Genomic DNA, 18,606 nt, shown 5'->3' on the forward strand with positions numbered 1-18,606 from the left:
TGCTTACGGTCAAAAAACACCTCAAGAAGTTGTGAATGCTTGGATGAATAGTGAAGGTCATCGTAAAAACATTTTAAACTCTAGCTTCACTCATATTGGTGTTGGTTACGTTGAACAAGGTAACTATTGGACTCAAATGTTTATTAGTAAATAACTAGAATTATAACTTTAAAGTCACCAATCAAATGAACAGTTTGAAGATTGGTGGCTTTTTTATTCTTATGATACACTTTGTTGCTATTTATTTATTTTAGATGGCAAACAAGGTATTTATAATTGTTAAAGTTATAAGGTACAAGATGTTACAAGTTTTAATACAATCCGTAATTAAATTTTGGAAAGAATAACAATAATCAATGCGGAAATTAACTTTAAGTAAACCCCTACAATCGCATTCTTCAAACTTTCACCTTAACCAGAAAATACTCTTAACATTCTCATCCCCAACTCATTATCAGCTAATATGCATGTATAGCTTGAAGTTTAACTTAATTTCTATTACACTTTCGGTGAAGTAGAAAAACTGGAGGACTATTCATTGAACAACTTGTTACTTCAAGAAGCACAGAAATTTATTAAAGAATGTTACACGGAATTAAAAAAAACAGAACGAGAAGTGAATGATCGAATAACGTGCATAAAAGAAGAAATTACTGAACATGGCACTTACTCGCACACGTTTGATGAGTTAGAATATGGGGCTAAGGTAGCCTGGCGCAATAGTAATCGATGTATTGGCAGACTCTTTTGGGACAGCCTAAAAGTTTTTGATTTTCGTCACCTCACAACTGAAGAAGATATAAGTGATGCATTGTTTAAACATATTGATTATGCTTCAAACAACGGCAATATTAGATCCACCATAACCATTTTTAACCCAATGAAGAAAGACGAGCAAATAAGGATCTGGAACCATCAATTAATTCGTTACGCTGGCTATGAAACGGACAATGGTGTAATCGGAGACCCAAGCTCCATCCCCTTCACTAAACAATGCCAACAGCTTGGGTGGAAAGGTGAAGGTACACACTTTGATTTATTACCGATTGTCATACAAATAAATAATAACATACCTAAGTTTTTTCATATCCCTAAAGAAAAAGTCATTGAAGTACATTTAGAACATCCAGAATATCCTTGGTTTAAAGATTTAAATATTAAATGGTATGCTGTTCCAATTATCGCTGATATGAAATTAGAAATTGGAGGTATACAATACACAGCTGCTCCATTTAACGGGTGGTACATGGGAACAGAAATTGGAGCAAGAAACCTCGCAGATGAACTCAGATATAATTTACTTCCCAAGTTAGCATCTTTAATGGAACTTGATACGACAAAGCAAGCTAATCTTTGGAAGGACAGAGCACTTATTGAATTAAATACAGCTGTGTTACACTCTTATAAACGTGATGGCGTTAGTATTGTTGATCATCATACTGCAAGTCAACAATTTAAGATGTTTGAACAAAAAGAACGAGCTTGCGGGAGACAAGTTACTGGGGATTGGACATGGCTAATCCCACCTGTATCCCCTGCAACAACTCACATTTTTCACAAAGAATATAATAATGCACTTATAACGCCTAACTTCTTTAAACAGGAAAATCTTAATTTATAATTAGTATTTAAATCGTAACTCATTAACAGTACATCGAACATGTATATAGAGTTACGATTTTCTAATGTTCAACAAGAAGTTCAGCACCCCCTCACCTAACCTCTTTGTTAAATTTTACCTTAATCCTATTTATAATATTACAAACATATAACAGTGCTTGTTAACAATTTGTAATGAAATTGTCTTAAAAGTTAGTAATAGAAAATATGTCAACCGTCAATTAAATGTAATATTTATCTTTGATGGATTTTAATAGCAAGATAAATCTTGATGGATTTATTTGGAAATGTCTTATATTCACTTAAGTAATCATCGTTTTCATCGAATTAAAACGATTAGAACTTCCTTATATATGTCACTGGCATGTTCTCCCTTAATTATTACAAAAATTGCATGATATAGTTGATGTAAGAGAGAAATAAAACTAGATACAATTTTCTTAAACACCGAGGAGGAATAAACACTATGAAAAAAGGAATATTACTATCTACCGCAACTGCTATTACTCTATTATTTGCTTCACCAGGGATGAGTTCAGCAGAAAGTAATCAAACCACAATAAAACCAATTATAAAGTATGAAGTACATTCACAGATCCCACAAGAAACAATAAATGAAATGATTCAACAATTATTACAACAATTGAGCGAACAGTACAATATTAAGCTTGACATCCCAACTCAACCATCTACTGAAGAACAATCGAATAATACACCTATAGAAGAAGCTCCTGTTGTTCAACCACCGACAAGTGCACCAACACAGCCTGAAAAGCCACAGGAAGAACAACCACAACAGGAATCTTCAGCATTAAGTCAATTTGAGCTTCAAGTAGTTGAATTAACAAATGCAGAACGTGCTAAAAGCGGACTTACTGCATTAAAAATAGACGAGAGTCTAAGTAAAGTTGCTCGTACTAAGTCTGCTGATATGCAGTCTAACAAATATTTTGATCATAATAGTCCAACATATGGTTCTCCGTTTGATATGATGAAGAAATTCGGTATAACTTATAAGTCAGCTGGAGAAAACATTGCATACGGTCAAAAAACACCACAGGAAGTTGTAAATGCTTGGATGAACAGTGAAGGTCATCGTAAAAACATCCTTAACTCAAGTTTTACTCACATTGGTGTAGGATATGTTGAGCAAGGAAATTACTGGACTCAAATGTTTATCGGTAAATAAATAGCCATTCAATTTAATTATTACGTAGTGTAATTACGGTTAGTATTTCTATAGCTAGAATTTATAGAAATACTAACTTTTTTTATCTGCAACATTGTAAATAATGTTTATCATATTTCCTACTCACTTAATTAAACGAATTAGATTGAAAAAAGTTTTAAAAATATCGTACTTATATAAATAAAATAAATGGATAACATGTTAATTTATAGGATATTTATTCGTCAGTAAAATGTCACAAAATTGTCACACTTTCAGCACACTGCTGACATATTTATAGTTCATAATACTTACTAAGTGGTGAAACAATTTTTCTCTTTTTCATTTTAGTCCTTTCTCTCACAGGGTGAAGAGGACTATTTTTTTGGACTTAAATTATGATCATTGAATATTAGTCACTCTTTTTTAAAAATCAAGACACATCCATTACACTTTTTACTAAACAGCTCTACATGAGAGCTGTTTTTTCTTGGTAATAACCCATTGTAAACTATGTTGTAATTTTTATTAACAATGGATTTTTGATGATTTTTACAAAAGCTAAAGAGAAGAAGAAAAGATGCAACTGATGTTAGTTGTACGTGCTTATATCATTCATGAAAAGCAATAATTATTACGAAAACAACTAATAAATACTCGTACTCCTACATTCACTTGTTTCTATATAAATGGTGTACTCCTAGAAGAATTAACAAAAAAATGGGTAACAGCATTGCTATTAATAGTTCACCTGATCGGAGCCAGTATATCCATAGCTCTAATTCACTCCTTGTATTTATAAACGCTGTGATTAAAGAAGAAATGAATAATAAACATAGTATTGATAAGCGTGGTGAAATTTTTGGTAAAGCTTGCTGTAAAAATTGGTCTGCTCCCCAAAAAAATAAGACAATGGTAACTAGGACTTCAAACATGAATAAGTTAACAACAAAACCTTCAACTCTTTCGACAATTGGAAATTCAACATATTCAAGCAGTGTTATAACAGGGTATACATCATTTACTAATTGCTCAAAACTAAAAAATCCAAACGATATAAAACAAGTAGCTAGATAAATAAATGTGAGTAAGAGATGAGCAAATAATATAGGTCTCACAGCAGTACTCAGTTTCGAAATATAAGGTATAAAAAGTAAAGCAATCTCAACACCTAGAAAGTGTAAGCCTACTTGGTTCCCTTTCATTAATACTTCCTTTTCCCCTTCAAACAAAAATGGAGTTAATCTTGTGAACGAAAATTCTGGTATATGAAACCCTAATAGGAGCGCGATTAATATCGTTGAAAAAAATACAACTGTTGCTTTAGCGATATGATAAATTCCTCTACGAACAAGCCAATATGTTAATATAGCCATTAAGACAACAAATAAAATAGACATGTTCGGGTAATAAAGCATACTGAGTATTAATTGGAAATTTTTGGCGATCAATATTCCAAGGGCACCATAAAGCAATGCAACACAAATATAAAGTGGACATAAAAGGAACTTCGGTAGTACATCCATAATATTAAAAATTGTACGTCCCTTTCCAAAACTAAAGACTAAGCCGATAAGAAGTATATGTACAACAAAAAATACGGACACTAATCCAATTCCAAGCCACCCATTTGTTCCAAATGCTTCAGCTGTTATGCGGGGTAAACTAAATATACCTACACTGATTTGACACATATAAATAAGAGCAAATATTTGATGAGGTTGTAGTTTTTCTTGCATATGCTTCTCCTATTAGTAAGGTAATCCAATAATAGTAATATTAATATTTTTTACTAATTCCAGTATTTTATTATTATAAAAATACAATGACTTTTACGTAATAGAAGAATATTATTAATATGCTTTACACACAAACTTTCCTTCTTCCCATATTAAATGGTATACATTACATTGTCCCAAACCACTCCGTTCAACAATTGATTATAAAATGGAGCTTTTAGTAACCTCAATAATCATCATTAGCCTAATAATAAAATTTCGATCCCTAGACAATTATCAGTTTCACATCTAAGTAATCACTCATTAACTAGTTAGCAGATATTTTTTTAATTCAGAAAGGAGTGATGTAATGACAAATAGTCATTGCCAAGGGAAAGACAACAAAATATTCTGTAAGTGTGAAAATACTCCTTTCACATTGTTAGAGACTGGAACTCCCTTTATGCCTATCGTTTTAACTACAGATATGGTTCATGTCACAGATATAGATATGATTGCAAAAGTGGACACAATGGTAGACATACAAGCTTCTGTCGGGAGTGGTGAAGTAGTTAATGTAAATTATGTTGTAGAGCGAATTACAGGTCATACTACTACAACTTTATGTAGTTACAATCTTGTAGACGAAAGAGATCAACAATTATACACATTAACTCCAAACAATACAGTCTGTGATCAACCACCTCTCGGTTGTCACATGTATCGTCTGATCTATCTAAGATAATGGAGAAGGAGTCACTCGTCACTCTTAACTATAATTGCAGATGCATTAACGTATTACTTTTCATACAAGTAAATAATCACATAAATCGCCCTACTCTATTCAAGCGATAGGCCTATTTTCATAACATCATGTCATTGTAATATATTTTATTCTCTCTTCTCTTGATTTTTTATTACATATAATCGTGTATACACAAAAATATAGCCACTACTCAAGCTATTCTCTTAATGGTGTTCTAAATAAACCTCTTGTTAAAATTCTATGATTCTCCCTCTGCCCATTTCAGCTTGTGTTCTCCAGCTTGTTTAATTGAATGAAAACGATAGTAATATTTAGAAATGAGATTAATTACAGAACCTCCATTAGTATACTCCTCTTATGCAATATCTCTTACTTATTTTCATAAACGTATTGACCTTATTCAGTTATAATCTAAACAACAACACATTTTTATCGTATTCCTGTAAGCACCAGTTATATTTAGCAATAATCGTTTCATGAATTTCATCTTCTTGAAGATCAACTTTTTTAAATCCATATTTTTTATAAAAGTTTCCAAGATTTTCAAAGGGTATACAATAAACATTAGGAGCATCTGCTTTTCTTGCTTGTTGAACTAAAAAAGATACTAGCTTTTGTGCTAATTTATGCCCTCTGTAAGCTGGAAGAATATAAATACCTCCCATTTCCAGGTTATCCTTATCAATTTGAACTAAGCGTCCTACACCTGCTTTTTTTCCATTGTAAGTTACAATTGCAACTATTTCGTTTTTCAAATCACTTGGAACAAATCCTGCTAACTTATACTGGTTATTAATCCATTCTACATCCTTTTCTGTTGCTAATATAATTCCCATTTTCGTTCACACCTTTTAGATTTAATTATGTTTATTGTAAACGATATGGTTTTATTTGTAATTCAATGTTCACATATACAATCAAAATTTGGTAACACATTGGCATGTAAGATTACCTAATTTAAACGTGTCTTAGGATATTTAGTAGATTTAAATATGTGTTGGTATGATATGGGGAAGCAATGATTGATTGGTCTAACCAATGGGTTTAAAGGTAAGGGGTCAGTTAAAATAGAATTTTTTTAAAATTTAACAGGAACTTTTCTTTGTTTGTTGAATTGTACATTCAATGATAATGTAGGAGGTATGTATATGGATTACAAAGTTTATCAAATCTCTGGTCAATTAGAACGGGAAAACCTTGTTGAATTAGAGTCAATTTTATATGAAGAGGAGCAAGCTGGTTATAAGTTACACTCCATTATTCCCCAAACGAATGAGGGATATTGTGATAGTAATATTGTAGTATTAGAAAATGATGATAATGATCATATCGAAATACAAATTGTCGATATCGATTCAGGAGATCTAATTATCAGCTATTTAAGAAGGGATACTGCTGGTTTTCTTACATTATTAAAAAACAATCAAGATATTGAAATCAGAAGAAATGATACGTTGTTAAAAGGTACATTTAAATACTCTACATTCCAAATAATAGATGAAAATGAAGAACTAATTGAAGTATTAAAAATCTACATAAAATTATTAACCCCAGTTAACGCTAATTAAAACGCCACCTACATATTATAACTTCCAAAGTATACATTCTGTTATGATCATCATTCTTTCCCTGTATGCAAATTTGTTTTGTAACTCAAAGTGAATAATGATATATAAGTGCTACTAACTCTCTACAAATAAAAAGGATGTTTTCATAATCTATATTGTTAATTTTAATGATAAATCAGATTTAAATCAATGCAACAGTTTTACTAGGCTGTTTTATCATTGATTGTTGCTATACGTTCCAAGATAGTACTTTTCTATTTTTACAGTTATTAAGTTTATAGAACTCTTCATTTTGTCCATTTTTAAATAAAATACCATTAAGCCTACGAAAAGAGTGTTTTACTGTGATAAAATGCATAAGCATAGTCAGAAAAACAATAAATTTGAAGATCGATTATATAAAACGCGGTTTAAAAGACAAAAAACGAAGAGTTTACTTATCTAACAATTAATATTTATAACAATGTTAGTACCAAATAAAGTAACTTCAAATCACTAATCTGGATACGTATCCATTTGGTGTTATCTTTTTGACTTTCCATTTGTTTATCTATTTTACAAATCTATTATTCTCCTACCTTATTCAGGTATTTTAAAGTATTATTAATTCCTTGTTCCAGTTGGAAATTTGGGTACCAATTTAACATTTTTTGTGCTTTACTATTACTTAAATAGCTCTTATTAATATCACCTTCTCTTGCTGTCACATACACAGGTTTAATTACTCTATTCGTAGCCTTTGACAACAAATCTATTAGTTCGTTAATTGACGTTTGGCTCCCTGTACTAATATTCATTATTTGATTATCACCACCGCTTAGTGCAAGATAACTTGCGTTTGCGACATCTTTAACATGAATAAAGTCTCTCGTTTGATCACCATTACCAAAAACTTCAATCGACTCATTTTCAAGGACTTTGTTTAAGAAGATAGAAATAACGCCAGCTTCACCTTTCATTCCTTGCCTTGGCCCATAGACATTAGCATATCTTAAAATACAATATTTGAGGCCATACATACTTTCGTATAACTGAATGTACATTTCTGCAGATAACTTCGACACACCATAAAACGATTTTGGACTGAGCACGTGACTTTCATCCACAGGAATCGTATGAGGTTTACCATATACCGCAGCTGTTGACGCAAAAATGATTTTTTTTACATTAAATTTGATACAGCATTGCAGTAAATTAATTGTACCTTTTATGTTCATTTTGCTGTCGTCCAACGGATTTTCCATAGAATAAGGGACAGATGCTTGTGCCGCTTGATGAATAACGAATGTCGGTTTCTCTTCTGAAAATACATCTTCAAGATCAGAGCTTGTAATATCAACTTGATGAAGACATACATGTCCAAGAATATTCTCCCTTGCCCCATTTGACATATTATCTACTACAGTAACTTCATAATTCTCTCGCACAAGTCTTTCTACAATATGTGAACCAATAAATCCTGCTCCCCCGGTGACTAAAACTTTCAAAATCCTACCCCCTTTCATATAAATAGCTTGAATTGCTCTCCTTTAAATAACCTTTTTCATACTAAAAATAAAAATCCAGACGAAAACATCCTTTTTTAACCAATAATTTGATGAGTGTAAAAACTCAATTTTTGTAAAACATGCTACGAGCTCAATTTTTTACATATATATCTTTATTCGAATTCACAATGAATGCAAAAAGAGTCTTTAAACAACAATCCTATTTGTGTACGTTATGAGAAGCTGAATTTACCGTATTAAATTAAATAATAATTTCTTTCTTTTTTGTAATTTGACAGCCGTTATAATAGGTGTTCCTTTAATAATATGAAGAGCATTTTCCTTGAAGTAGTTCGAATAATGTATTGATAATTTTTTGTCAAGAAACGTGTATGCACATACTAAATCAAAAGATCGAGTATTTGTATTGTGTGCATCTGATGCTATGAAATGAACAAGGTTTTGCTTAATTAATGATAATGTTACTTTCTGTAATCTATGTCCCAATAAGCCAATTACACTAGCAGCTGTAACTTGCGCTAATGCACCTTGGTTAATTAAATGCAATAGTTTAGTTGGGTGTCTTCGAATTTCAGCATTCCTTTCAACATGAGCAATGATCGGTACGTATCCCATAAATTTTAATTTTTCAAATATTTCTTCAGTGTAACGAGGTATATATTCATTTGGTAATTCAATTAACAAGTATTTATGTGAATCATTCAAATAGATGAGCTTATTACTCTCTAGATCTTTAATGATATCTTCATATAAGCCAATTTCCATACCAGGGCATACCGTTAACGGCATATTTTCAGATTTTAATAGTCTATTAACTTCGTCTATTTTTTCATATATTTTTATTGGAGGATTATAGTATTTTTTTAAATCGTGATGAGGCGTAGCAACAACATGGCTTATTCCAAATTGAATAGCTTTCTTTGCCATATCAATTGTATCCTTTAATGTTGTAGCCCCATCGTCTAATCCATATAAAATGTGGTTATGGATATCGACAATCATCCCTTCCTCTCCCTCCATTTTTTATATTAATTGCTCTATTTCAACGTTATGGGAATATTGATTTAACAATATACGCACAACAATAGCTCATTATTACTACATTGCCATTTATTCTTAAGCCAATTTGCGTTTTTATCACTCTTTAAATATAAGATTCAAAACTCATTTTACACCTTTGCATATATGGCTTTATAAGACCTTAGGACATACTTCTGGACCTGTTTGTCCAAGCTTCATTCCTTCTACTAAAACAGTATCTATTTGTTTCGTAAAGAAACGCAATATTGGACTTTACGATTATATGCGATGAAAAATATTATATAGCCTTAATTTTTGATTTTTTACAAGCTCAATAAAAATCAAACCTATACTTTTTCCTTTTAGGATTTTCTCCAATATTAAAGTTGATTTTAATTCAGTAATTACCTCACTCATCACATTGACAAACACCAAGATTTTCTCGTGTATATATTGTTATGCTCATTTTTATGTAAGGTTCACAATTTTATCTAGAAGCCGAGATTACAATTCTTAAAAATCAAGTACTGTGAAATTAAAAACAAAACTTCGTATATGATTATAAACACAAATACATCATAAGTCCCCCATCACATGAACGTACTACTATGATGAGGGACCGTCTCTTTAATATTATTTTAATTGGGCTCGATTAGTAAAGAATGTTTTGTAGCCGAACTGGATAAATAAGAAAACTGATAATGATACACTTCCAGTAATGCCTAAAACGATAGCAATTTGGTATTTTATTGAAACTAAAGGATCAGCTCCTGATAGGATAACTCCTGTCATCATTCCTGGTAAAAAAACAATTCCCATACCAACCATACTATTTATCGTTGGTAGGATAGCTGCATCAAATGCTTGATTAACTATGGCTTTAGAAGCTTCTTTTGGCGTTGCCCCGAGCATAAGGGCAGATTCGACCAAATGTCGTTTACTTTTCATTCCTTCTATTAACGTATTCACTCCCAAGTTAATACCAGTCATTGCATTGCCAATGATCATGCCTGAAATAGGAATAAAATATCTAGGATCATACCAAGGCATAAAATTGATAACGACAAAGTCGAAATACAATATCGTGGCTATTGTTCCGATAAATAACGAGATCGTTATATACCATTTTAGCTCTGATGAAATAGTCTCTTTTGACCTTTTGAAAATATTATAAACAGCAAATAATTCCATAAGTAATATTATAATAATAGTTAACCAAGGGTTAGAGTGTTTAAATACATAAGTAAGTATGTACCCAACTAATATTAATTGGAAAGTCATGCGTATAGAAGCAATTAAGATTTCTCGTTCTCTACTTATGCCCTTCCGTTTTACGATAAATAATAAAATAATAATAAATATATATGCGCTTAATAGTTGAATTAGTGAAATATCTTCAATCGTATTCATGGCTTTCACATCCTATATCACTGTTGGTATTTGCTATATGTTTTGAGAAGATAAGAAAATTACTTTTTTGTCATATACTCATTAAATGTATCATTTATAAGCATTAACATCTTCCATGTTTATTATAAAATCTGAGTATGTCTCCGCGACTTTCATAGAATGTGTTACCATGACAACAGTTGTTTTCTCTGCTTTTGCACGAGAAATAAACCGATCCATAACCAAATCCTCTGTTTCTTCATCAAGAGAAGATGTGGGCTCATCTAATAGGTACACAGGCGCTTTCATAAGCGTTATTCGTGCAAAGGCAAGACGCTGCTGTTCTCCCCCTGACAATTTATTCGCATCTACACCCAACTTAGTTTGTAAGTTAAACATTGCTAACGTTCTTGATAAGACTTCATCATTCACTGTTGTATAATTCTTCTCTGATAACTTAAGTCCTAAAAGCAAATTGTCTTTAACAGTTCCTTCAAAAATGGCAGGATATTGTGTTAAAGTTACTACTTGACGTCTTAATTCAACTGGCTCTATCTCTTCTATAGATTTATCATTATAATAAATTACGCCACTATCACTTGATATCATATTGTTTAGCAACTTTAATAAAGTAGATTTTCCTGATCCACTTTTCCCTATAATACTTGTTACACTGCCAGCTTGAATTTGCAATAATTTTAGTTGTAATATGTTCTTATAAGTAACATTTTCTAATTGAAACATCACAATGTCCCTGCCTCCAAATAATATTAAAAAAGTTACAATACCTTCTTCGGCATTGTAACCTTCAGCATCCCTATATAAGGAATATAATAACTAGTTTACCTCTTTATAATAAGAAACATTCTTTTTCCTTTTTCTATAAACCGAAAACATGATAAAAAAAACAAACAATGGAATCACAAACATAGATGAAGTTATCAACAAACTACCTTCCTCGTTTTCAGCAGTCTCTGTTTGTTCTCCATCTTTCTTTTTCTCATTCATATCAACGCTTTCCAACTGATACGTATTTATTATTCTATTTTGTTCTCCTAAAATGCTTAGAACTCCTTGCTCATCGGTCGATAATGAAACATCTTCGTTACTTTTTTTAGTATAGGTCACATCTTCAGAAAGGATATATTCATTATTTTGCTCGTCAAGAAATTGTTTGTTTTTTGGAATCACATTCTTTATAAAATTCTCAAAGCCATAATCAAAAAGTGTAGTCGTATCATCATAGGCTAAATTTTTAGAAGATGCTTTTAAAACAACTGCTATTAAGTTTAAGTTTCCTTTAGTTGCAGAGGTAATTAATGTATGACCTGATTCATCAACATACCCTGTTTTGCCACCAGTAACGCCGTCATACCATCTTAATAGTTCGTTATGTGTATATAGAGTCGTTTCCCAGCCCGTGCCCTTCCAGTCTAATTCCACTGTACCAAATATTTCACGAAACGTATCATTTTGCATCGCGTATTTAGTAATTTCAGCCATATCTGAGGCTGTTGTATAGTGTTCAGGATCAAATAAACCGTGTGGGTTCTGGAACTGTGAATGTTGAACATTTATTTTTTCTTTACTAAATTTGTTCATTCGTTCAGCGAATTTTTCTTCGCTGCCATCAAAGTATTCAGCAATAGCTACACCAGCATCATTACCCGAATTAATTAATAAACCTTGAATTAATTTAAGTAAGGTAACTTGTTCACCTACCTCTAGATAAACTCGTGTACCATCAACATTCCTGGCATTTTCACTTACTGTAACTTGATCCTTTAAATTTCCTTCTTCTATAGCAATAATAGCCGTTAATATTTTGGTTAGACTTGCTGGATACATTAATTGATCGCCATTTTTACTATATAATACATCCCCAGTGCTTCCATCTAGTAAAAATGCCGCTTCACTATTAATGTTGAAGATCGATTCATCTGATGCATAAGCAATATAATTATTTATTTGAATGGAGCACATAAATGTAACTATTATACACAATTTCACTAGTTTCTTTATCATAGTTGCCTCCACATATGTTGTATCTAAACTAATAGACTCACTAAACTATGATAACATAAATTCTTTTACATTTCAGGGCGTTACAAAGCCCTATATCTAAGTGTTCATATCAATATAACCGGAAAACTGCTATAAAAATGTATTCTATTACCAATGTATTCGTACAAGCAAAGCAAGTACGAATTCATATATTATTACTACCACCAACCTTACCTTTCATCTATCTCTATTACCACGTTCTTACTTTTTTTATCTTAAACAAAGATTCTTTTCTTATACGTTGTTGCTATGTTTACTAAAACTTGGACAGTATGGTGCGTTTTGTGAAAGCTCAATAATTATATAAGAAAAAGAGTTGTTTACGTGCTTATATAACGAAAAGCAACAAACAATGGGAAAACTGTCTTAAACAATATTATTCACTTGATAGGAGGTTTTAAGAAATGAGTCATACTACTAGCTTCATTCCAATCTTAGTTATCGTATTATTCATCCTATTAATTATCGTCTTATGTAATTGTAATGTTGTGTACTAGACGGGTACAATTTTAAGTATTTATATATACAACTTGAAAGGAGGTAGAAAATATCATGTGTTACGGTGTGTCACCTAGTTATGGTTACGGTCCATCATCTAATAGTTCATTCGCTGTAATTGTTGTGTTGTTTATTCTATTAATTATCGTACTTTTTACTGTAGCAAGGGTCGTTTGTTAATTCATCTTCTTCGAATATAACAAAAGAGCATTAAATATAAAGCGTCCAATTATCTGCTTTTATTTCATGCTCTCTATTTGATATTCTTTAAAGCAATGCAATCTTGCCTTGGAAATCACTTACATACCAATGAACGAAAATTTGTAATTTGTTCCCATTACTTAATGGATGTTAGCTTTGAAATTATGACGATTGATTGCATACGCAATCTACTACGTGATCATTTACCATACCAACAGCTTGCATAAAAGCATAACAAATTGTTGTTCCAACAAATTTAAAACCTCGCTTTTTTAAATCCTTGCTAAGTGCATCGCTAATTGGAGTTGAAACCGGTACTTCTTCAATAGATTGAAAGTGATTTTGGATAGGCTTTCCATCAACGAATGACCAAATATAATTAGAGAAAGAGCCGACCTCTTCTACCACCCTTAAATAGCTTTGTGCATTTGTAACAGCAGCTCGTATTTTTAACTTATTCCGAACTATCCCTTTATTATTTAATAAGCTTTGAATCTTTTCTTCATCATACTTAGCTATTAACTCAGGATCAAACCCATCAAATGCTTTGCGATAGTTCTCTCTCTTTTTTAAAATGGTGTACCAACTTAATCCCGCTTGTGCTCCTTCCAACAAAATGTACTCAAACAAAAGACGGCCATCATAAACAGGTACACCCCACTCCTTATCATGGTAATGTATATATAAAGGGTCATCATTTACCCATTCGCAACGTTTAACAGTCATATAGCAAACTCCTCTCAATACATTTAAAAAACTACTATCGCTAGAACTATTATTGTAGTGCTATTATAGCTATGATTACTTGTATTTTTCATAGTTGTTTCAAGATATGTATATAGGAAAGTCGGAAAATAAACATAAGGAAATCCTCGATAACAACATACTTTTTTAACGGCTCATATTCAGAATCAGTATATATTTTAGGTACAACTATTCCATCATTTAAAAAAACTTAACTGATTAACTTATATTTACATGATAATCCCTATATGAATTGCATTTTCACCTAGGCTGTTGTTTTCATTATCAATTTTCTTAATAAACATTAACAGCAGTCAGTGTAACCCCTTCATTTAAAATTTGTACAACATTCCACCTAGAGACTTTAATTAAGTAATAATAATTACCTTATTTACGACAAGAGTTTCAGAAAATAGACGATTTAATTATGGACATTCGTACACGCAAATCACCCATTCTAACATAGGTTATAGTATATTCCGGAAAGGAGGAAAAGTTATGGTGGATGGTTATGGTTCTGGATTTGGCTCAATGTTTGCTTTTGTCATAGTCATTTTTGTTCTGTTAATTATTGTAGGTTGTGTATGTACAGGATTTTATTAAAAAATAAAGAGCTTCTATAAGAAAGAGAAAAAAGCTAAACTAACGTTACACAGCAAATAGTAGGATGCTAAAATTTCACTATCATAAAGATAATTGGTTGCGAATTCCTGTAATCGACAACCTATACACTCCTCAACATATTGGATTCCAATAAGAGTGGTGTTTTCACCACTCTTTGCATGCGTAAAAATAATGAGTTTAAACTATTTACTCATTAATGTTTACCTCAATACTACCCATAACTGTATATGAACCGGTAGCCTTGATATCTGCAACAACACTCTGTAACCCCTCTTGTTCTAATTTAGAGAATAATTCTTCCGGTTTGTCAATCTTAAACATTAACATTTGATCTTTATCTAAACCAGTAATTCTAATATCATCTAATAAATGATTGTAATCGGGATCAGCAAATACACCAATTGCAATTTCGTAACTAATTCGAGCTGTATCGGAACCATCTAGTTCTACCTCTTCAGATTTTAAGTACCAAAAATCAAAATAAATCTTCTCCATTCAATTCATCCTTTCTGTTTATTCATTTCATTTTGGTTTGGAATATCGAAATGAATCATTTGCCTCAAATAAATAAAAAATAATTATATTTTTGATTATGAAAAAACTATGTTATAATCAATTAAACCTTTTTACTTACCTGTTTTTATTTGAGGGTGACTTATGAATAAAGCTGGGAAACATTTCTATTGTGACATACTCTTTAATATTTACATATAGAAATTTCGAACAAGCCTCTTCTTAGTCACCCTTTTTATAATGAAGCAATTATCTAAAATGCAACTTTCGTTCGTGGGACCTTCGATCAGGTCATATCTTACAACACCTTGCTGTTATAATTTATATTAATGATAATAATAATAAGAAAGTATAAGAAAAGTGAATTGATAAAAAAAGAGACTCAAGATGAGTCTCTTTTCAAAAGTATGAATTAGAATTTTTGAACGTTTGTAGCTTGTGGTCCACGGCTACCTTCTTCAATTTCAAATGATACTTCTTGACCTTCTTCTAAAGTTTTGAATCCGTCACCTGAAATAGCTGAGTAATGTACGAATACATCGTCTCCACCTTCAACTTCGATAAATCCAAAACCTTTTTCTGAGTTAAACCATTTAACTTTACCTTGTACCATTATACTTCCTCCTGTGTGGATGTTTCCCACATTGTATTACTATTCTTGCTCTTAATGATATTCAGATGAAAAGTTTAACACTCGTTCTATCCTTACATACGAACAAAAATAATTCTAATTAATAGTACCAATAAGAAGCAAAAAATGCAAATACATTTAAAAAAATAATTCAAAATCATTTTATTAAAAACATTATATTAAAGCTACCTTTAGCAACTATGCTGGTTTAACCATTTTTCAAAGCTACCTCACTATAGCTACATATTGACTAACTTCAATATCTCTCTTTTATGAAAGATGATATTTTGAAATTATTGTGAAATTATATTATTAACCGTTTTTTTGTGTATAATCATTAACAGAAGTACGAGTTTATGTTATCTAATGTGAGATCAGGTTGAAACTCCTACTCATTGAATTCCCATCGATCAACAATACGAAAACATAGTTTAACATAACATAAAATTTAGAGGTAGGTGGTCATCATGAAAGCTGAAGAAACTAAAAAATCTCAATTAAGCTCTGGTAATATAAATGCCTTATTAGCCTTCGCTAGTCTCATGGGAGCTTTATTTTTCGCTAGCATGCAAAATCAAATTGCATATGTATTTGCCGTTGCTTTTATTTATTTTTTACTAATGTCAGTGTCTAAACTGAATTTTATTAAAAAGCGTATTAACAAATGATTCTTTTATGTCATAATCAGGTGGTTAGCATCCTCCACCTGATTAAATATGATCAACACCACTTACAACAAATTTACGCTCTTTTCGTACACATTGTTGCTATTTAACAATAACCAGTAAGATGGGATTCTGTCCAACCCTAAAAGATGCCACGAACGCTAGATGTATACGTGCTTATGTTTTTATACGAAAAGCAACAATCCGTGCGAATACAGCCATTTTCAATATGTACACTGGCTACGCATTCATTGTAACTCACATCATTTATCCTCTGTTTGTAAATTGTATTGTTATATTTACTCCATTTTACACAACAAAATTCACCCTTATGTAGAAGTCATCAATTGATAATAAAGTTTTATATGCGTTTATTGCCACATAATAATAATCAATAAGTAATAACAGCGTCTATTTACATCACAAAGCACCTTTACCAAATTACATATTTGATTTCAAGCTGTTTTAGGACTGCACTCATGTCTTCTATGCCACACCCTCACTTCGTTAAACCCCTCCATTAGTTATATTTATCTAGTTACTATGTAAAAAAACTAACAAAACCATGTAGAAAATAGACAATAATAAAATCTCTGAAAATATTAAATATTACTTTTATTTATATGCATATATGCTGTATAATAATTAAAATTAATTGCGAAATATAAGACTTATCAATGAATATATTGAATATCTATACCATTAAGCTTAATTAATATGTATATACTCATAAGGGTGTGAACGGAATGCAACAAAGAATTGTAGTTAAGATTGGTAGTAGCTCTCTTACAACAGCTGATGGAGAACTAAGCAAGCAAAAAATAGCGTATTTTGCTAATGAAATGTTCGAGCTTTATAAGTCTGGTTATAAAATAATATTAGTTACTTCCGGTGGAGTTGCTGCTGGGTTTAAACAAATCGGATATAAGAATCGACCAAAACAATTATTCGAAAAACAAGCTGCTGCTGCTGTAGGCCAAGCATTGTTAATGCAAGCATACAATGATGTATTTTCTAAACACAACTGTACCACAGCACAAATATTACTAACACGTGCGAACTTTACAAATCGTAAACAAATGCATAATGCATCGATGGCAATTGAGGAGCTTTTACGGCAAAAAACCATTCCAATAATCAATGAAAACGATACAGTTTCTGTAGAGGAATTAAATTTTGGTGATAATGATACTTTATCTGCTCTTGTTGCCAACTTAGTAAAAGCAAATCAGTTACTCATATTTACAGACACCGATGGATTATATACCGCAGATCCACGTAAGGATGGTAATGCAAAGAAAATTGATGTTGTTGAAGAAATTACTGAAGATATGTTTAATAATGCAGGTGACGCTGGTTCATCAGTTGGTACTGGAGGTATGCGTTCAAAAATTGAAGCTGCAAGAATCGCAATGCGCGGAGGAGTGTTGGTGTTTGTCGGAAGAGCCTGTGATTATTTAGATATGACGAAAGCTGTAAACGGTAATGGCAAGGGAACATATTTTCATACACACTTGAATAATCTTCCTATGAAAAAACAATGGGTTGGCTTTCACTCCATGTCACATGGCACTATTACTGTTGATAATGGAGCAGAACATGCGCTATCTTCTTGTGGTAAAAGTCTTCTGCCAGCTGGAGTGACTACAGTCGAAGGTGATTTCGATCCCGGGCATGTTGTAGAAGTAATAAATGAAAATGAACATGTCATCGGACGTGGGGTTGTAAACTATGCATCTTGGCAGTTGAAAGCGGTAGTCGGACTTTCAACAGAAGAAGTAAAGAATAGAATAGACGTACAACGTATAGAGGTCATACATCGGGATGAATGGGTTACGCTGTAAAACCCCTACTAGCGCAGACCCTATACCCTTACTTTGTTTGTTCTTCTTTCCCAATATAAACAAAA

The 18,606-nt window shown here is 31.7% G+C and carries 19 protein-coding genes; 9 read left to right on the forward strand and 10 right to left on the reverse strand.

Annotated elements, in window-relative coordinates; genetic code table 11:
- The 3 genes from SLH48_RS04385 to SLH48_RS04395 all read left to right on the forward strand — a co-directional run.
- Positions 1–154: CAP domain-containing protein (locus tag SLH48_RS04385; RefSeq protein WP_320257570.1), on the forward strand; the 154-nt coding region annotated here is incomplete at its 5' end.
- 393 nt (positions 155–547) lie between these two features.
- The gene (locus SLH48_RS04390; RefSeq protein WP_320257571.1) at positions 548–1,621 is read left to right on the forward strand and encodes a nitric oxide synthase oxygenase; all 1,074 of its coding nucleotides are present in this window, start codon (positions 548–550) and stop codon (positions 1,619–1,621) included.
- Between the two features lie 465 nt (positions 1,622–2,086).
- Positions 2,087–2,809 carry a CAP domain-containing protein gene (locus SLH48_RS04395; RefSeq protein WP_320257162.1) on the forward strand — a complete coding sequence of 241 codons (723 nt, stop codon included), beginning with the start codon at positions 2,087–2,089 and terminating at the stop codon, positions 2,807–2,809.
- Between the two features lie 650 nt (positions 2,810–3,459).
- Here the strand turns inward: SLH48_RS04395 and SLH48_RS04400 are convergent.
- Positions 3,460–4,527: a GerAB/ArcD/ProY family transporter gene (locus SLH48_RS04400; protein ID WP_320257163.1), complete on the reverse strand. Its 1,068-nt coding sequence runs from the start codon at positions 4,525–4,527 to the stop codon at positions 3,460–3,462.
- Between the two features lie 349 nt (positions 4,528–4,876).
- Here SLH48_RS04400 and SLH48_RS04405 point away from each other — a divergent pair, with 349 nt between their 5' ends.
- Entirely contained in the window at positions 4,877–5,251 is a 375-nt protein-coding gene (locus SLH48_RS04405; RefSeq protein WP_320257164.1) for a hypothetical protein, read from the forward strand.
- A gap of 425 nt (positions 5,252–5,676) precedes the next feature.
- Here SLH48_RS04405 and SLH48_RS04410 read toward each other — a convergent pair whose 3' ends face one another.
- On the reverse strand, positions 5,677–6,108 hold the full coding sequence (locus SLH48_RS04410; protein ID WP_320257165.1) for a GNAT family N-acetyltransferase: 432 nt from the start codon (positions 6,106–6,108) through the stop codon (positions 5,677–5,679).
- A gap of 312 nt (positions 6,109–6,420) precedes the next feature.
- Between SLH48_RS04410 and SLH48_RS04415 the strand changes: the two genes are divergently transcribed.
- Positions 6,421–6,840, forward strand: coding sequence for a hypothetical protein (locus tag SLH48_RS04415; RefSeq protein WP_214481798.1), 420 nt, complete (start codon positions 6,421–6,423; stop codon positions 6,838–6,840).
- Positions 6,841–7,406: 566 nt separating this feature from the next.
- Here the strand turns inward: SLH48_RS04415 and SLH48_RS04420 are convergent.
- The 5 genes from SLH48_RS04420 to SLH48_RS04440 form a co-directional block, all read right to left on the reverse strand.
- Positions 7,407–8,327 carry an NAD-dependent epimerase/dehydratase family protein gene (locus SLH48_RS04420; protein ID WP_320257166.1) on the reverse strand — a complete coding sequence of 307 codons (921 nt, stop codon included), beginning with the start codon at positions 8,325–8,327 and terminating at the stop codon, positions 7,407–7,409.
- A gap of 249 nt (positions 8,328–8,576) precedes the next feature.
- Positions 8,577–9,350 carry a tyrosine-protein phosphatase gene (locus SLH48_RS04425; RefSeq protein ID WP_320257167.1) on the reverse strand — a complete coding sequence of 258 codons (774 nt, stop codon included), beginning with the start codon at positions 9,348–9,350 and terminating at the stop codon, positions 8,577–8,579.
- 651 nt (positions 9,351–10,001) lie between these two features.
- The gene (locus SLH48_RS04430; protein WP_214481801.1) at positions 10,002–10,778 is read right to left on the reverse strand and encodes an ABC transporter permease; all 777 of its coding nucleotides are present in this window, start codon (positions 10,776–10,778) and stop codon (positions 10,002–10,004) included.
- Between the two features lie 90 nt (positions 10,779–10,868).
- Positions 10,869–11,501 (reverse strand): ATP-binding cassette domain-containing protein, encoded by a 633-nt coding sequence (locus SLH48_RS04435; protein WP_320257572.1) that lies wholly within the window; start codon positions 11,499–11,501, stop codon positions 10,869–10,871.
- A gap of 93 nt (positions 11,502–11,594) precedes the next feature.
- Positions 11,595–12,782, reverse strand: coding sequence for a D-alanyl-D-alanine carboxypeptidase family protein (locus tag SLH48_RS04440; protein WP_320257168.1), 1,188 nt, complete (start codon positions 12,780–12,782; stop codon positions 11,595–11,597).
- Positions 12,783–13,373: 591 nt separating this feature from the next.
- On the opposite strand from SLH48_RS04440, the gene SLH48_RS04445 reads away from it, so the two are divergent.
- A complete protein-coding gene (locus SLH48_RS04445) occupies positions 13,374–13,499 on the forward strand; it encodes a YjcZ family sporulation protein (RefSeq protein WP_320257169.1) in 126 nt (41 codons plus the stop codon).
- Positions 13,500–13,682: 183 nt separating this feature from the next.
- Here SLH48_RS04445 and SLH48_RS04450 read toward each other — a convergent pair whose 3' ends face one another.
- Positions 13,683–14,246 carry a DNA-3-methyladenine glycosylase I gene (locus SLH48_RS04450; RefSeq protein ID WP_214481803.1) on the reverse strand — a complete coding sequence of 188 codons (564 nt, stop codon included), beginning with the start codon at positions 14,244–14,246 and terminating at the stop codon, positions 13,683–13,685.
- 516 nt (positions 14,247–14,762) lie between these two features.
- Here SLH48_RS04450 and yjcZ point away from each other — a divergent pair.
- The gene (gene yjcZ, locus SLH48_RS04455) at positions 14,763–14,867 is read left to right on the forward strand and encodes a sporulation protein YjcZ (RefSeq protein ID WP_214481804.1); all 105 of its coding nucleotides are present in this window, start codon (positions 14,763–14,765) and stop codon (positions 14,865–14,867) included.
- Positions 14,868–15,074: 207 nt separating this feature from the next.
- Here the strand turns inward: yjcZ and SLH48_RS04460 are convergent, their stop codons facing one another.
- The gene (locus SLH48_RS04460; protein WP_214481805.1) at positions 15,075–15,383 is read right to left on the reverse strand and encodes a hypothetical protein; all 309 of its coding nucleotides are present in this window, start codon (positions 15,381–15,383) and stop codon (positions 15,075–15,077) included.
- 430 nt (positions 15,384–15,813) lie between these two features.
- Entirely contained in the window at positions 15,814–16,014 is a 201-nt protein-coding gene (cspD, locus tag SLH48_RS04465) for a cold-shock protein CspD (protein ID WP_214481806.1), read from the reverse strand.
- A gap of 485 nt (positions 16,015–16,499) precedes the next feature.
- Between cspD and SLH48_RS04470 the strand changes: the two genes are divergently transcribed.
- Positions 16,500–16,700 (forward strand): hypothetical protein, encoded by a 201-nt coding sequence (locus SLH48_RS04470; RefSeq protein WP_214481807.1) that lies wholly within the window; start codon positions 16,500–16,502, stop codon positions 16,698–16,700.
- A gap of 743 nt (positions 16,701–17,443) precedes the next feature.
- Positions 17,444–18,541, forward strand: coding sequence for a glutamate 5-kinase (proB, locus tag SLH48_RS04475; protein ID WP_320257170.1), 1,098 nt, complete (start codon positions 17,444–17,446; stop codon positions 18,539–18,541).
- Positions 18,542–18,606: the final 65 nt, after the last annotated feature.

Source organism: Cytobacillus sp. IB215316 (assembly GCF_033963865.1).
Lineage (GTDB): Bacteria > Bacillota > Bacilli > Bacillales > SM2101 > Nanhaiella > Nanhaiella sioensis.

Coding starts and splice junctions, on each gene's coding strand:
- SLH48_RS04395 (WP_320257162.1), top strand. CDS start 2,087: ATGAAAAAAGGAATATTACTATCTACCGCAACTGCTATTACTCTATTA.
- SLH48_RS04400 (WP_320257163.1), bottom strand. CDS start 4,527: ATGCAAGAAAAACTACAACCTCATCAAATATTTGCTCTTATTTATATG.
- SLH48_RS04405 (WP_320257164.1), top strand. CDS start 4,877: ATGACAAATAGTCATTGCCAAGGGAAAGACAACAAAATATTCTGTAAG.
- SLH48_RS04410 (WP_320257165.1), bottom strand. CDS start 6,108: ATGGGAATTATATTAGCAACAGAAAAGGATGTAGAATGGATTAATAAC.
- SLH48_RS04415 (WP_214481798.1), top strand. CDS start 6,421: ATGGATTACAAAGTTTATCAAATCTCTGGTCAATTAGAACGGGAAAAC.
- SLH48_RS04425 (WP_320257167.1), bottom strand. CDS start 9,350: ATGATTGTCGATATCCATAACCACATTTTATATGGATTAGACGATGGG.
- SLH48_RS04430 (WP_214481801.1), bottom strand. CDS start 10,778: ATGAATACGATTGAAGATATTTCACTAATTCAACTATTAAGCGCATAT.
- SLH48_RS04435 (WP_320257572.1), bottom strand. CDS start 11,501: ATGTTTCAATTAGAAAATGTTACTTATAAGAACATATTACAACTAAAA.
- SLH48_RS04440 (WP_320257168.1), bottom strand. CDS start 12,782: ATGATAAAGAAACTAGTGAAATTGTGTATAATAGTTACATTTATGTGC.
- SLH48_RS04445 (WP_320257169.1), top strand. CDS start 13,374: ATGTGTTACGGTGTGTCACCTAGTTATGGTTACGGTCCATCATCTAAT.
- SLH48_RS04450 (WP_214481803.1), bottom strand. CDS start 14,246: ATGACTGTTAAACGTTGCGAATGGGTAAATGATGACCCTTTATATATA.
- yjcZ (WP_214481804.1), top strand. CDS start 14,763: ATGGTGGATGGTTATGGTTCTGGATTTGGCTCAATGTTTGCTTTTGTC.
- SLH48_RS04460 (WP_214481805.1), bottom strand. CDS start 15,383: ATGGAGAAGATTTATTTTGATTTTTGGTACTTAAAATCTGAAGAGGTA.
- cspD (WP_214481806.1), bottom strand. CDS start 16,014: ATGGTACAAGGTAAAGTTAAATGGTTTAACTCAGAAAAAGGTTTTGGA.
- SLH48_RS04470 (WP_214481807.1), top strand. CDS start 16,500: ATGAAAGCTGAAGAAACTAAAAAATCTCAATTAAGCTCTGGTAATATA.
- proB (WP_320257170.1), top strand. CDS start 17,444: ATGCAACAAAGAATTGTAGTTAAGATTGGTAGTAGCTCTCTTACAACA.